12 protein-coding genes are annotated in these 14,276 nt (G+C 72.4%); 5 read left to right on the top strand and 7 right to left on the bottom strand.

The genetic code is table 11. The features are described from left to right. Positions 1-32 precede the first annotated feature (32 nt). Positions 33-1,796 carry an ABC transporter substrate-binding protein gene (locus BS83_RS29185; protein ID WP_037606450.1) on the bottom strand — a complete coding sequence of 588 codons (1,764 nt, stop codon included), beginning with the start codon at positions 1,794-1,796 and terminating at the stop codon, positions 33-35. A gap of 68 nt (positions 1,797-1,864) precedes the next feature. Then, positions 1,865-2,848: an ABC transporter permease gene (locus BS83_RS29180; protein WP_037606449.1), complete on the bottom strand. Its 984-nt coding sequence runs from the start codon at positions 2,846-2,848 to the stop codon at positions 1,865-1,867. Between the two features lie 216 nt (positions 2,849-3,064). Between BS83_RS29180 and BS83_RS29175 the strand changes: the two genes are divergently transcribed. Further along, entirely contained in the window at positions 3,065-3,754 is a 690-nt protein-coding gene (locus BS83_RS29175) for a GntR family transcriptional regulator (RefSeq protein ID WP_408641040.1), read from the top strand. A gap of 35 nt (positions 3,755-3,789) precedes the next feature. Here BS83_RS29175 and BS83_RS29170 read toward each other — a convergent pair whose 3' ends face one another. Then, on the bottom strand, positions 3,790-4,401 hold the full coding sequence (locus BS83_RS29170; protein WP_037606448.1) for a LysE/ArgO family amino acid transporter: 612 nt from the start codon (positions 4,399-4,401) through the stop codon (positions 3,790-3,792). Between the two features lie 65 nt (positions 4,402-4,466). Here BS83_RS29170 and BS83_RS29165 point away from each other — a divergent pair, with 65 nt between their 5' ends. Continuing rightward, entirely contained in the window at positions 4,467-5,366 is a 900-nt protein-coding gene (locus BS83_RS29165) for a LysR family transcriptional regulator ArgP (protein WP_037606447.1), read from the top strand. Positions 5,367-5,432: 66 nt separating this feature from the next. Here BS83_RS29165 and BS83_RS29160 read toward each other — a convergent pair whose 3' ends face one another. Together BS83_RS29160 and BS83_RS29155 are read right to left on the bottom strand one after the other, a co-directional pair. Beyond that, entirely contained in the window at positions 5,433-6,869 is a 1,437-nt protein-coding gene (locus tag BS83_RS29160; RefSeq protein ID WP_037606446.1) for an MFS transporter, read from the bottom strand. Positions 6,870-6,983: 114 nt separating this feature from the next. Continuing rightward, a complete protein-coding gene (locus BS83_RS29155; protein ID WP_051944252.1) occupies positions 6,984-7,373 on the bottom strand; it encodes a nuclear transport factor 2 family protein in 390 nt (129 codons plus the stop codon). Between the two features lie 155 nt (positions 7,374-7,528). Between BS83_RS29155 and BS83_RS29150 the strand changes: the two genes are divergently transcribed. From BS83_RS29150 to BS83_RS42315, 3 genes are all read left to right on the top strand, one after another. Then, positions 7,529-10,258 carry an AAA family ATPase gene (locus tag BS83_RS29150; RefSeq protein ID WP_232248517.1) on the top strand — a complete coding sequence of 910 codons (2,730 nt, stop codon included), beginning with the start codon at positions 7,529-7,531 and terminating at the stop codon, positions 10,256-10,258. An 80-nt stretch (positions 10,259-10,338) separates the two neighbouring features. Further along, a complete protein-coding gene (locus BS83_RS29145) occupies positions 10,339-10,860 on the top strand; it encodes an SRPBCC domain-containing protein (RefSeq protein ID WP_051944250.1) in 522 nt (173 codons plus the stop codon). A 196-nt stretch (positions 10,861-11,056) separates the two neighbouring features. Further along, complete coding sequence (locus BS83_RS42315) at positions 11,057-13,090, top strand: Ig domain-containing protein (protein WP_051944248.1); 2,034 nt, start codon at positions 11,057-11,059, stop codon at positions 13,088-13,090. A 71-nt stretch (positions 13,091-13,161) separates the two neighbouring features. On the opposite strand, the gene BS83_RS29135 is transcribed toward BS83_RS42315, so the two are convergent. Together BS83_RS29135 and BS83_RS45800 are read right to left on the bottom strand one after the other, a co-directional pair. After that, positions 13,162-13,950 carry a methyltransferase domain-containing protein gene (locus tag BS83_RS29135; protein WP_051944246.1) on the bottom strand — a complete coding sequence of 263 codons (789 nt, stop codon included), beginning with the start codon at positions 13,948-13,950 and terminating at the stop codon, positions 13,162-13,164. Between the two features lie 162 nt (positions 13,951-14,112). Next, on the bottom strand, positions 14,113-14,271 hold the full coding sequence (locus BS83_RS45800; protein ID WP_157597357.1) for a hypothetical protein: 159 nt from the start codon (positions 14,269-14,271) through the stop codon (positions 14,113-14,115). Positions 14,272-14,276: the final 5 nt, after the last annotated feature.

Raw genomic sequence — 14,276 nt, 5'->3', positions numbered from 1 at the left:
GGACGGGGAGCCGTCCCCTCAGGACGCCTCGGTCACTTCACGAAGACGTCGGTCGGGTAGATCGTGCCGATGAAGCCCAGGTGCACCCCGCCCAGACCCGCGCCGTGCAGGGCGACCAGGCGGCTGTAGACGAAGGGGATGGCCGGGACCTCGCCCATGATCTTGGCCTCGAGCGTGGCCCAGTCCTTGTTCTGCCGGCCGAGGTCCGGTTCGGCGCTGATCCGGTCGATCTCGCTGTTGACGGCCGGGTCGTTGAAGAGCATCGAGTCCGGGCCCGCCGGGGCGATGGTCCGGCCGTCGAAGATGGGGGCGATGACGGAGGTCGGGCTCGGCCAGTCCGGGCCCCAGCCGGCCCAGTACATGTCGAACTGGTTGTCCACCTTGCCGATCTCGTCGTAGTAGTCCTGGTCCGAGACCGGGTGCTTGACGACCTTGAACCCGGCGGCGGTCAGCGCGTTGTCGATGACGACGGCCGCCTGCTGCCACTGGTCGGTGTTGTCGTAGGCGTAGACGACGGTCGGGTGCGGGTTGCTGCTGCCGGCCAGCAGCTTCTGCGCGGCGGCGGCGTCGCCGGCGTTCGGCGCGTTGAAGAGGTCGAACTTGTGGTAGCCGTTCACCTGCGGCGACAGGATCGTGGTGGAGAAGTCCCCGTAGAGCGGGCCGCCGAAGATCTTGCGGACCTGCTCCTTGGGGAAGGCCATCAGCATCGCCTGACGGATCTTCGGGTCGGTGATCCGCTTGTTGTTGATGCTGAAGTACTCGGTGAAGGGGTTCACCGAGTCGACGGTGCGCGCCTTCAGCGACGGGTCGTTCATCACCTGCTCGGCGATGTCCGGGGTGACCGGCGTGCGGAAGGTCATCGCGTCGCGGTCGTCGCCGTTGCCGGCGATCAGGCGCTGGTCGATGTCCAGCGACATGCCGCCGAAGGAGAACTTCCAGGTGTCCGGGTAGGCGTGCCGGGTCGGGTCGGTCTTCGGGTCCCAGAAGGTGTTGCGGACCAGGACCATCGACTTGCCCGCGTCATGGCTCTGGACCCGGTAGGGGCCGGAGGAGAACGGGTGCTGGTCGAAGGCCGCCTTGGTGTCCTTGGCCTTGGGCACCGGGGAGTAGGACTGCATGGCCGCCGCGAAGGGGAAGTCGGCGTGCGGCGACTTCAGATGGAAGACGATGGTCTTCGCGTCCGGCGTCACGATCGCGGCCAGGTCCTGTCCGCCCCAGGGGCCGGGGTAGGCCTTGGAGTAGTCGGTGCTGCCGGTCAGCCAGGTCTGCAGGTACTGCGGGCCGCCGCTCAGCTCGGTCTGGAAGGTGCGCTCGATGCCGTACTTGACGTCCTGCGCGGTGATCGTGCTGCCGTCCTCGTACTTCAGGCCGTCCTTGAGGGTGTAGGTCCAGGTGCGGGCGCCGTCGCTGGAGGTGCCGGTGTCCGTGGCCAGGTCGCCGACGAGGGTGTTCTTGCCGTTGACCCACTGGTAGGAGGTGAGCTGACGGGTGAGCAGCAGTTCGGCCATCTGGTTGGTCGAGCTGTAGACGCGGGCGGGGTCGAGGTGGCTGAAGTCGCTGCGCTGCAGCTCGGTGACGGTGCCGCCGGTCTTGGCGCCGGGGAGGTCGGGGTCGGGGCCGGTCGACTGTGCGGCGGTCCCCAGCGCGACCGCCTCCTGCTGCTGACCGAAGCCGGGGCCCGAGCCGGCGGGGCCCTTCCCGCCACCGCCGTGGCTGCTGCTGCAGGCGGCGGTCGCGCTGAGGGCGCCGGCGACAACCAGGGCGGCCAGGACGCGGGTCTTTCTCTTGGAGAGCACAGTTCTGTCCCTTGCGTGAGTAGGCAGGTCGTGTCCGGGTGGTACGGGTCGGCGGCCGGACTCCGGGCTCAGCGGCCGGACTTCGGGTCCAGCGCGTCGCGGACCGAGTCACCGAAGAGGTTGAAGGCCAGCACGAAGATCAACATGGCCAGGCCGGGGAAGAGCATGTAGGTGAAGTCGGCGCTGTAGACCTCGGCGCCGCGGTGGATCATGCGACCCCAGTCCGGGGTCGGCTCGATCATTCCGGCGCCCAGGTAGGAGAGGGCGGCCTCGGTGGTCACGTAGGCGGGCACCGCCAGCGAGGCCGAGATGAGGATCGGCGTCCACAGGTTCGGCAGCAGCTCGCGCAGCAGGATCCGCACCGGGTGGACCCCCATCACCCGCGCCGCCTGCACGAACTCGCGGTCCCGCAGCGAGAGCACCTGCCCGCGCAGCAGGCGTGCGGTGCTCGGCCAGCCGAACAGGGAGAGCACCAGGATCAGCAGCAGCGCCCGCAGCCAGGTCGGGGACTCCTCGTCGGGGGCGACGAAGCGGGTGGTGATGATGGGGATGAACGCGATGAAGAAGAGCGTCGAAGGGAAGCACAGCACCACGTCGACGACCCGGCTGAGCGCGTAGTCCACCCAGCCGCCCAGGTAGCCGGCGACCAGGCCGATCAGTGTGCCGCCCACCGTGACCAGCACCACGATGGCGAGCGAGATCAGCAGCGAGGTCCGGATGCCGTAGAGGAGTTGGGTGAAGACGTCCCGTCCGAGCTCCGGTTCGACGCCCAGCCAGAAGTGACTGCTCATGCCGCCGAAGCGGCCGGTCGGGTAGCCGTAGTCGTCCAGCAGCCCCGGGGTGTTGTCGCCGTAGGTGGTGTAGGGGTTCTTGCCGTAGAGCCAGGAGATCACCGGGGCGCCGAGGCCGAGAAGGAAGAAGACGGCCACCACCAGTCCGGACACCACGCCGGTCCGGTCGCGGCGGAACCTGCGCCAGGCCAGCCGTGCCGGTGAGCGGTGGTCAGGAGCCCTGTCCTGCTGGATCGTCGGGGGTGCGGCAGTCGTCGTCATCGCCTCGGAACCCATCCTGTGCTGTCACAGTGCAATGTCACGTTGTTCTCTGCGGTGGCAACTGTGTGGCAATTCCGAGCGTCCGTCAAGTGTCATGCATGAGGTGTGACATTGCATAGATCATTCGCATGGGCCTGCCGCGCACAGCTACTTCGACTGTGTCGGGTGATGGTGCAGGATGATGTTGCACAAGTCTTCTGGTGGAGAGGTACGACGGTGAACACGGAGTCCATCGACAGCCCGGGGGTCGCGCTCAACCTGCCATCGGTCCAGGAGCGACGCAGCCTCCGCGAGCAGGTGACCCACGCGCTCCGCGCGGCTCTGGTGGCCGGGGAGCTGCGGCCGGGCATCGTCTACTCCGCCCCGGTGCTCGCCGCCGAGTTCGGCGTGTCGGCCACGCCGGTGCGCGAGGCGATGCTGGACCTCGCCAAGGAGGGCCTGGTCGAGGTCGTCCGCAACAAGGGCTTCCGGATAGTGGGTCTGACCGACCAGGACCTGGACGACTTCACCGAGATCCGGGAGCTGATCGAGATCCCGGCCACCGTCCGCGTCGCGGAGACCGCCACGGCGCAGCAGTTGGAGCCGCTGCGCGCCCACGCGCGGGCGATCGTGAAGGCGGCGCGCAAGGGCGACCTCATCGCCTACGTCGAGGCGGACCGCCAGTTCCACCTGGGCCTGCTGGCCCTGCACGGCAATCGCCACCTGGTCGACACGGTCAGGGAGCTGCGCAGCCGCTCCCGCCTCTACGGCCTGCAGACGCTGGTCGCGGCCGGCCGCCTGGTCGAGTCGGCGGAGGAGCACGAGCAGCTGCTCGACGTGATGATCTCGGGCGACCTCGACGCGGTCGAATCGCTGATCAGCGCGCATCTCGGGCACGTGCGCAAGCTCTGGGCGCAGGGGGACTGAGGCCCGCCGGGCCGTCGGGAGTCAGGGGGCCGCGGTCAGGTCCCCACGGCCAGGGTCGTGCCCACCAGCAGCATGGTGGCCGCGACCAGGCCGTCCAGCACCCGCCAGGAAGAGGCGCGCCGGAAGAAGCCGGCCAGCAGCCTGGCGCCGAAGCCGAGCGAGGCGAACCAGCACAGGCTCGCGAACACCGCGCCGAGGGCGAACTCCCAGCGCAGCGAGCCGTGGGTGGCGGCGACCGCGCCGAGCAGCAGCACGGTGTCGAGGTAGACGTGCGGGTTGAGCCAGGTCATCGCCAGGCAGGCGAGCACCGCGCGGCGGCCGGAGCGGACCGTGGGACCGGCGTCCGAGAGGGCGGAGGTGCGGAACGCGCGGCGCGCGGCCAGCACGCCGTAGCAGAGCAGGAAGGCCGCGCCCACCAGCCGGACCCCCGTGAGCACGCCCGGCCACGCGGTGACCAGGACGCCGAGACCGCCCACGCCGCAGGCGATCAGCACCGCGTCCGACGCCGCGCAGATGGCCACCACCGGCAGCACCGCCTCCCGGCGGATCCCCTGGCGCAGCACGAAGGCGTTCTGCGCGCCGATGGCGACGATCAGCGAGAGGCCGGTCCCGAATCCGGCGGCAGCGGCGGCGAAGGCGTTTCCCATGCCGCCACCGTAGGCAGCATCGCGACATGAGGCCAGCTAAAGATTCTTAGGTATCATTAGCTGTTGTGATGTCGGAACTGCCGCACGACCTGGTCCGCACGCTGCTCGCCGTCGTCGACGAGGGCACCTTCGACGCGGCCGCCGCCGTCCTGCACGTCACGCCCTCGGCGGTGAGCCAGCGCGTCAAGGCGCTGGAGCAGCGCACCGGACGGGTGCTGCTGCTGCGGACCAAGCCGGTCAGCGCCACCGAGTCCGGCCAGGTCGTGGTCCGCTTCGCCCGGCAGTTGGCCCGGCTCGAGGGCGACGCCAGGGACGCGCTCGGGATGGAGGACTCCGCGGGCGGCCCGGTCCGGCTGCCGATCGCGGTCAACGCCGACTCGCTCGCGACCTGGTTCGTGCCGGCGCTCGCCGCGTTGGCCCAGGAGGCCCGCCTCTTCGTGGAACTGCGCCGTGAGGACGAAGGCCACACGACGGCGCTGCTGCGCGAGGGCGAGGTGCTGGCGGCGGTCACCTCCTCGCCCGACCCGGTGACCGGCTGCTCCGTGCGCAGACTCGGAGCCATGCGCTATCTCCCGGTCGCCGCGCCGGGGTTCGCCGCCCGCTGGCTGGATGGGAAGGACCTCGCCCGGTCCCTGCCCGAGGCGCCTGTGGTGATCTTCGACCGCCGGGACGAACTCCAGGACCGCTTCGCCCGCGAGCTGACCGGCGGCCACGCCGCGAGCGCGCTGCGCCACTACGTGCCCTCCAGCGAGGGGTTCGCGGACGCCGTGACAGCGGGCCTGGGCTGGGGGATGGTCCCCAGCAGCCAGGCCGCGGCAGGGTTGTGCTCCGGCGCGCTCGTGGAGTTCGTGCCTGGCCGGCGACTGGACGTGCCGCTCTACTGGCAACAGTGGCGCCTCGACTCCCCCGCGCTCGCCGCCGTCGCCGCGGCGGTCACCGCCGCCGCGGCAGGGGCCCTGCAGTAGCCCCGACGGGGGCGCGGTGCATCTGCGGGGGAGAAACCCGGCACGTGCCCCCGGGGGTGGTGCGACTCAGCGCTGCCGGGGCAGCAACTGCATGAGGGCGGCCAGGGCCAGTTCCAGCGTGGCGAGCACCAGCACGCCGACGCCGAAGGCGTGGGCGTAACCGCCGCCCAGCGCGCCGTAGAAGACGATCCCGAGGGCCGCCACCCCGACCGCGCTGCCCACCTGCTGGAGCGTGGTCAGTACTCCGGACGCCGCGCCGACCAGCTCCGGGGTCACCCGGCTCAGCACCGCGCCGGTCAGCGGGGCGATGACCAGACCCATGCCCACCCCGTCCACGAGCAGACCGGGCACCAGCCACAGCACCCGCAGCGCCGCGCCGCTCGCCTCGCCGATCAACTCCGCGCCGCCCCACAGCAGTCCGAGGCCCAGCGCCATCACCAGCGCGCCCAGCGCCACCGTCTGGTGGCCCAGCCGGGCCGCGATCAGGTGGGCCCGCATCGAGGTGGCGAAGTATCCGACAGCCAGAGCGGTGAAGACCAGACCCGAGGCCAGCGCGTCCAGGCCGCGGCCGACCTGCAGGTAGAGCGCGAGGATCAGGAAGAAGGAGGCCTGGCCCGCCCAGAAGACCAGCTGCGCCGCCATCGCGGTGGCCAGCGCCCGGCCGCGGAAGAGCGCGGGGTGCACCACCGGCGATCCGTTCCGCGCGGCGAGTCGCCGCTGGTGCGTGGTGAAGACCGCGAACAGCACCGCCGACGCGCCGAGCGACAGCCAGGTCCACAGCGGCCAGCCGGCCGTGCGTCCCTGGATCAGCGGCAGCACCAGGGCCACCAGCGCGGCCGTGACCAGTACGACGCCGATGTTGTCCAGCTGCGGACGCTGCGGCGCGCGGGACTCGGGCACGCAGCGCCGGACCAGGGCCACGGTCACCAGCCCGACCGGGATGTTGATCAGGAAGCAGGCGCGCCAGTCGCTGCCGAACAGGTCGGCCTTGATCAGCAGTCCGCCGACCAACTGGCCGAGGACCGCGCCCAGGCCCATGGTGAGGGCGTACAGGGCGATCGCCCTGGCCTGCGCCGCACCGTCGTAGGCGGTGCGGATGATGGCCAGCACCTGTGGGCCCATCAGCGCGGCGGCCAGCCCCTGCGCGACCCTGGCGCCGATCAGGAAGCCCACGTCCGGGGCCAGCCCGCAGGCCGCCGAGGCGAGGGTGAACAGGGTCAGGCCGAGCGCGAAGAGCCTGCGCCGTCCGACGATGTCGCCGATCCGGCCCGCGGTGATCAGGCCGGCGGCGAGGGCGAGGGAGAAGCCCGCCACGATCCACTGGATCGCCCCCGCGGAGGCGCCCAGGTGACGCTGCATGGAGGGGATCGCGACGTTGACGATGAAGAAGTCGAGCGCCGACATGAAGGTGGCGGTCAGCACCACCGGGAGCAGGCCCCGAGGGGCCTTCGGCGCGGTGGCGGCGTGCTCGTCCCGGCCGGCCGGGACGGTGGTGGAGGTCATTTCGGTGCTCCAGTCAGGACGGGCGGTTCGGGGTTCGCGGGTGTGCGGGCAAGCGGGGGGAGGGCCGCGCGGGACTGTGGGAGCAGCCCCGCGCGGGGTTTCGGTGCGGGCCGCTCAGACCGAGGGCACCTTGTCGAGGAAGCCGAGGACCTGGGCGATCCGGCCTTCGGCGTCGGCGACCAGCACGTCGAAGCCGACGACCAGCGCCTCGCCGTCCGCGGGGCCGAGCTCCCAGGTGAAGCGGGCGATGTCGTGGTGGTCGTCGACCGGCCCGCCGAGCCGGAAGACCAGGCCGGGGAACTGGGCCTGGACCGCGCCCAGGGTCGCGTCGATCGCGTCGCGGCCCTCGGCGGCGACCAGCGGGTCGGTGTAGCGGCCGTCCTCGGCCCAGGTCGCGTCGACGAGCGCGCGGCGGGCCGCCGGGTCGGTCTCGTTCCACGCCGCGATGTAGCGCTCGGCGAGCTCCTGCGCGGTGGTGGCGGTGGTGGTGGCAGTGGCGTTCACGGCGGGCTCCTTGACGGTCCGGTGGTCTCTCTCGCTGCGGAGTTCCTGTTCTTTCCGCAGGTCAAAAAGCTACGGATCGGCGGAGGACGCCGAATCAGTCGCGCTTAGGTACTTTCTGCGCGGAGTTGTCAGTGCCTGTAGGTAGGGTGCTGACCATGCTGTACGGACGGGGGGCCGAACAGGCCGTCATCGACGCGTTGCTGCGGGCGGCAGGCGAGGGACGCAGCGGTGTGCTGGTGCTGCGCGGCGAGCCCGGCATCGGCAAGACCGCGTTGCTCGGCCACGCCGCCGCGAGCGCCGCCGAGCGCGGCTGCTCGGTGCTGCGCGCGGCGGGGGTCGAGGCCGAGTCGGATCTGCCCTTCGCCGCCCTCCAACTCCTGCTCGCGCCGGCGCTCGGCGGTCTTTCCGCCCTGCCCGCGCCACAGCGGCAGGCGCTGGAACGGGCCTTCGGGCTCGCCGAGGAGGGCGCGGTCGCGCCGGCCGGGGGTCGGCTGCTGGTCGGCCTCGGCGTGCTGGGGTTGCTGGCCGAGCTCGCCGAGGCGGGGCCGGTCCTGTGCGTGGTGGACGACGTGCAGTGGTGCGATGCCGCCTCCGTGGAGGCTCTGCAGCTGGCCGCCCGGCGGCTGGACGCCGAGGGCGTCGCGCTGCTGCTGGCCGCCCGGGAGGGAGAGGGCGCCCCCGCCACTCCCGGCCTGCCCGAGCTGCGCCTGGGCGGCCTCGACGACGCGTCCGCCGCCGCCCTGCTGGAACGGCAGGCCGCCGGGACGGATGCCCTGACCAGGCGTCAACTACTGGAGCTTGCCCATGGCAACCCGCTGGCCCTGCTCGAACTCCACGCGGCCGAGCAGAGCGGCAGCGACCCGCTGCCGCTCTCCGGTCGGCTCCAGCTGGCCTATCACGGCCAGCTCAGCCGGCTCCCCGCGGCGACGCAGACGCTGCTGCTGGTCGCCGCCGCCGAGGAGACCGGTGAGCTGCCGGTCGTGCTGACCGCCGCGGCGCGCCTCGGCGCCTCCGCCGCCGACCTGCAACCGGCCGAGGAGGCCGCGCTCGTCGCCGTCGACGCGTCGGGGAGGCTGGCCTTCCGGCACCCCCTGCTGCGTTCGGCGGCGCTGAGCCGTGCGCCGCTCGCCCAGCGCCTGGCCGCGCACGCGGCGCTGGCCGCGGCGCTGGCCGGCCGGGATCTCGCCGCGGGCGACACACCGGTCCGGCGCGCCTGGCATCTCGCCCAGGCGGCCTCTGGCCCCGACGAGGAGACGGCCGCCGCCCTCGAACGCGCCGCCGAGCTCGCCGCCCGCCGCGGCGGCCACGCGGGAGCGGCGTCCGCCTACGAGCGCGCCGCGCGGCTCAGCCCCGACCCGGAGCAGGTCACCCGCCGCCTCGTCCAGGCGGCCGAGGCCGCGACGGAGGCGGGGGAGATCGAGCACGCCGAGTCGCTGGCGCAGCGGGCCATGGTGCGCGCGCCGCAGGATCCGGTGATGCTCGCCCATCTGACCTTCATTCAGGGCCTGGCCCAGTTCTGGCGTGGCGCCCCCGAGCCCGCGCACCGGCTGATGCTGGACACCGCCGCGCTGGTCGCCGACGCCTATCCCGGCCCGGCCGCCCGGGTGCTGTTGCAGGCCGTGGACGTGGCCCACTGCCTCGACGAGGCGGCGCTGACGGAGACGCGGCGCAGGCTCGCCGCGCTGTCGATCCCTCCGCAGGACGGCCTCGCGGCCGTCGTGGCCTATCTGCTCTTCGCGCTCGGCGGCGCGCCCGAGGGGGAGCTCCCGACGCTGGCCGGCACGCTCGCCGCCGCGCGGGCCGGCGGCGCGGTCGTGCCCGTCGACCTGGTGCAGGCCTGCGGTGCGGCGCTCACGGCGGGGTTCGACGAGGAGGCGCTGGTCGTCGCGGAGGAGGTGGCGCGGGAGGCCCGGGCGGCCGGCGTCCTCGCGGTGCTGCCGCCCCTGCTGCTCGCACTCGCCGAGAGCGAGCTCTTCCAGGGTCGCCCCGACCAGGCCCGCGCCCACGCGGAGGAGGCGCTGGCGCTTGCCGCCGACATCGGCCAGGTCCAGTGGTCCACGCCGCTGCACAGCCTGCTGGGGTATCTCGCGGCCCAGCGCGGGGACGAGGACGCCTGCCGGTCCGCCCTGCGCGCGGCCGACGCGGAGGCACGTGGCGGCGCGTCCGCGCAGGCCGGCGCGCCCTGGCGGCAGTGGGCCGAGGGGCTGCACGATCTCGGCCAGGGCCGGGCGGAGGAGGCGCTGAAGACCCTGGACGCGCTGGTCAACGGCCCGGACGGGGGCCACGTCCGGGCGCTGCGGGCCGTCCCCGACGCGGTGGAGGCGGCGGTGCGGCTGCGCCAGGGCGCGTCGCAGGCGGAGGCGGTGGAGCGCTTCGCGCGGTGGGCCGAGCGCGGCGGGCGGCCCTGGGCCCGCGCGCTGGTGCTGCGCTGCCGCGCGCTGACGGCGTCGGACGACGACGCCGAGCAGCTCTACCTCGACGCCCTCGCGCTCCACGCCGGGGCGGGGCGCCCGTGGGAGGAGGCCCGTACGGCGCTTCTCTACGGCGAGTGGCTCCGCCGGGCCCGCCGGAAGGCGGAGGCCCGCAGCCCGCTCCGCGCCGCGGCCCGCGCGTTCGACGGGCTCGGCGCGTCGCCGTGGGCGGACCGCGCCCGGGCCGAGCTCGACGCGACCGGCGCGGGCGCGGCCGAGCCGCGGGAGTCCGGTCCGCTGACGGGGCTGACGCCCCAGGAGTCCCAGATCGTCCGGCTGGCCGCCTCGGGCCTGTCCAACCGCGACATCGCCGCCCAGCTCTTCCTGAGCGCGCGGACGGTCGGCTACCACCTCTACAAGGCCTATCCGAAACTGGGCGTCGCCTCCCGCGGTGAACTCGCGGCTCTGCTGTAGTCGCACCTCCCTCAGGCGCGCGGGCGCAACCGGCCCTGTGTCGGCAGGCTCTCAGGTGGGCTCTGGTGGAGAATCGAAGGGTGTCCAGCGAACCTCAGATCGACGGGCAGATCGTCGCCGTCGACGCCGCGCACCAGGCCGTGTGTTTCTACCGGCACTACCCGCACCCCGTCGCGGCCGTGTGGCCCTACCTCTCCCGAGGACCGCTGCTGCGCACCTGGCTCGCCGCCGCGGACCGCCTGGATCCGGCGGAGGGCGGGTCCGTCGTGCTGAGGTGGCTGAACAGCGACGCCGAGGGGCGGACCGCCATCGCGACCGGGACGGTCACCGCCTACGACCCGCCGACGCTGCTCCAGTTGGACCTCGATCCGCACGGACGGGTGCGGTTCGAGCTCACGGACGAGGGTGGCGGTTCCGCGCTCGCGTTCAGCGCGACCCTGCCGTCACCGATCGAGCAGCCCGCGCTGCTGCTCGCCGGTTGGCACGTGCATCTGGACTACCTGGGGCAGGCGCTGGACGGGGGCGAGGTCGACTGGCCGGCCTGGGATCTGACGCGGGAGTGGCAGCCGCTGCACGACGCCTACGAGGCCGCCCTCGGCTGAGACGGGGAAGGGAAGCCCGCTGTGGTAGCCCCTGCCAGCTGGTGGCATGTCACATGTTCCCTGGTCACGCGAAATCGGCCGCGCGGAGGTCTTGACGTGAATACCACGTGACATGTGTCATAGCACTGCTTCGGGTCAGGGCCCCCGGACGCACCGTTCCTTCACGTCCCGTGCATCCCTTCCCGAGAGGACCCCTGTGTCCACACCCCGTCCCCGCCGGCTCTCGTCGGCCAGGCGCGGCCTCGTCGCCGCGCTGGCCTTCGGCGTCGCCGCCGTCGGCATGGTCGGCACCGCCGCCGCGTACACGCCTCCGGTCGCGACCGGCTCGGCCGTCTCGGCCCACCTGCCGCAGCCGACGAAGCCCAAGCCGAAGCCCGCCCCCACGCCACCGAAGGCCACTCCGCAGCGGGCCCACCCCGCGGACGAGGGCTGGATCCAGGTGAACGGCGTCTGGGTGCAGAGCATCGAGACCAAGCCGCAGGTGATGCTGAACCAGCACACCTTCACCGTGCGCAAGGCCGCCGAGAAGGCCGCCGCCGCTGCCGCCTCCGCCGCCGCGACGAAGAGCGCCCAGATCCGCCCGCGCCCCTACAACAACTACGACCTCAACCTCACCTACCGCGGCGGCCAGGACTCGATCGGCGTCACCACCGGTCCGCCGCAGGTCTACCTGGTCTACTGGGGAAGCCAGTGGGGCGCCCAGGGCACCGACCCGGCCACCGGCGACGTCACCCTGAGCGGGGACCCGGAGGGCGCGGCCCCCTACCAGCAGGAATTCTTCAAGGGCCTGGGCAGCGGCACCGACACCTGGTCCAAGGTGCCGACCCAGTACTGCGAGGGGATCGCGGCGGGCAGCGCCTCCTGTCCGGCGGGGGCCAACCACGTCGGCTTCCCGGTCGCGGGCAGGACGCTGGCCGGGGTCTGGTACGACAACGCGGCCGCCGCGCCCGGCGCGGCCACCGAGCCGCAGATCGCCGCCGAGGCCCTCAGCGCCGCGCAGCACTTCGGGAACACCACGCCGAACCAGAACCGCAACGTCCAGTACGTGATCAACACGGTTCCCGGCGCGGACTCCGACCACTGGCAGGAGCTCGGTTACTGCGCCTGGCACACCTTCCAGCGCAGCAGCTACGGCACCGTCGCCTACACGCTGATGCCGTACCTGACCGACAACAAGTACTGCGGCACCAACTGGATCAACGGCGGCCAGCGCGGTCACCTCGACGGCTACGGCATCATCGGCGGCCACGAGTACATGGAGACGATCAGCGACACCAACCCGGTCGGCGCCTGGACGGACGCGACGGGCCAGGAGAACGCGGACAAGTGCTCCTGGATCCCGCAGGGGACGATGGGCGGGCTGTTCAACCTGACGCTCTCGACCGGCGTCTTCCCGGTGCAGACCACCTGGTCGAACTACGACCACAACTGCACGGGCGACGACCCGCTCTTCGCCAACACCTCGCAGGTGCTGCTCACCAAGCCCTGTGACCAGACCCTGCCCACCAACACGCCGATCGACGTCGCAATGCTGGCGTCCGACTCCGCGTCGAGCAGGCTGACCTACGTGGCCTCGGGTCTGCCCGCCGGTCTCTCCATCGACCCGAACAGCGGTCACATCACCGGCAGCACGTCGACCACCGGCTGGCAGTCCGTCACCGTGACCGCGACCGACGCCCAGGGGCACAGCCAGTCGCAGACCTCGTGGTTCGGGTTCTTCAACGGCCCGCAGGTCGGGTGCACCCCGATCGAGCAGCTCAACGACGCGGGCTTCGAGAACGGCAGCTACGACCACACGGTGTGGAACGAGAGCAGTTGGAACGTCATCACCACGGCCACGGCCCACCAGGCGCGCACCGGCAACGGCTACGCGTGGCTCGGCCAGAACACCAGCCAGGACGACTCGATCACGCAGTGGGTCGAGACCACCCCCGGCTACCACCACGAGAACCTCTCGTTCTACCTGGACATCACCGGCACGGCCCCGAGCGGCTCCGCCGCCGACACCCTCTCCCTGGTCCTCTACGACCAGTACTCGGGCAACGAGATCGGCGTGGTCAAGACCTGGTCCAACCAGAACGCGACCAACGGCTACCAGCTGCAGAACCTGGACCTGACCCCGTGGATCACCAACGAGCTCGGCGCCACGGTCGGCATCAAGCTGGTCTCCCACTCCACGACGGGCCAGACCGCCTTCCTGATCGACGACGCCTCGGTGCACCTGACCTGACGTCGGCACAGCACGTGTGAGCGGCCGTCAGGACTCCCCTCGGAGCCTGACGGCCGCTCACCGCGGTCGGCTCAGGGACGGCAGGCCCAGGCGAGGACGGAACGGTTGATCGTGCTGTGGAAGGCGCCGGCGTCGGAGAGACGGCGCTGCTCCCGCAGCAGTTCCGCGGCGCGGGAGCGGTCGAGCAGGCCGCTCGCGCAGGACCGTTCGGCGGCGCGCTCCAAGGACACCATGCGGGACAGGTCCTCCAGGGACGTGTGAACGACGAGCTCGACCTCGATCCGCACCTCGGTGAACCCGCCCTGCACCAGCAGACGGCGCAGGTGCCGTCCGATGTCCCGGTGGGTGATGTCGGCGCCCACCTGGTCGGCCACCGACCGGGCCGCGTGGGCATCGGCCGAGGCCAGGGTGAAGGACGCCCAGTCCGGCTCCAGCAGTGCGACCCGCCCGCCGGGCCGCACCGTGCGGCGCACCTCGCGAAGGACGGCCGCCGGGTTCGCCACGTGCTGGAGCACGCGCTCGATCCGGCAGCCGTCGAAGTAGCCGTCGGGGAAGGGAAGTTCCGCGCCGTCGGCCTGGCCGAGCCGTGCCGGACGGCCGAGCGCGGCGAGACGGTCGCGGGCGGAGGCGAGCATGGCGGCGCTGGTGTCGACGCCGTAGGCGTCCATGCCCGCCTCCTCCAGCGCCACCAGTTCGTGCCCGCCTCCGCAGCCGAGATCCAGTACGCGGCTGCCCGGGTCGAGATCCAGCCCGGAACGCAGCGCCGCCTTGGGGGCGCGCAGGCCGCGGTCGGCGTGGTCGAGGTAGTCCAGCAGCTCGGCGGCCCGTCCGCTGGCGTCGACGTTCGAGAAGGCGTTCAAGGGCGGTCCTTGGTGAGGAGGATCAACGGGAGCACCGAAAGGGGGACTTCACGTCGGTCGGGGGCGGCGCAGGTGCGGTGCGGGCGTCGATCCCGGGCAGGGAGGCCGAAGTGACGTCACGGAGGCAACGGAAACCTTGTCCGTCGACGTCACCGGGCGGGTTCACCCCGGTGTCGGTGCGCGGATGGTGCTGCACGAGTGCTCCTCGGTTCGATGGGTGGTGATGGTCGTCAACCGGCCTGTGTCGAGCGGCGTGCCGAACGGCGTTCCGAGCGGCGTGCCGAGCCCGGACCCCGGGGCCGCGTCGACGATCTCGGTCACAGAGG

It is taken from the genome of Streptacidiphilus rugosus AM-16 (genome assembly GCF_000744655.1).
GTDB classification, from domain to species: Bacteria; Actinomycetota; Actinomycetes; order Streptomycetales; family Streptomycetaceae; genus Streptacidiphilus; species Streptacidiphilus rugosus.
The sequence above is the reverse complement of the archived record's forward strand: the minus strand, read 5'-3'. Positions and strand labels throughout refer to the sequence as shown.

Bases quoted from the DNA above. Each gene is read 5' to 3' on its own strand.
- BS83_RS29180 (WP_037606449.1), bottom strand. From the start codon at position 2,848: ATGACGACGACTGCCGCACCCCCGACGATCCAGCAGGACAGGGCTCCT.
- BS83_RS29170 (WP_037606448.1), bottom strand. From the start codon at position 4,401: ATGGGAAACGCCTTCGCCGCCGCTGCCGCCGGATTCGGGACCGGCCTC.
- BS83_RS29160 (WP_037606446.1), bottom strand. From the start codon at position 6,869: ATGACCTCCACCACCGTCCCGGCCGGCCGGGACGAGCACGCCGCCACC.
- BS83_RS29150 (WP_232248517.1), top strand. From the start codon at position 7,529: ATGCTGTACGGACGGGGGGCCGAACAGGCCGTCATCGACGCGTTGCTG.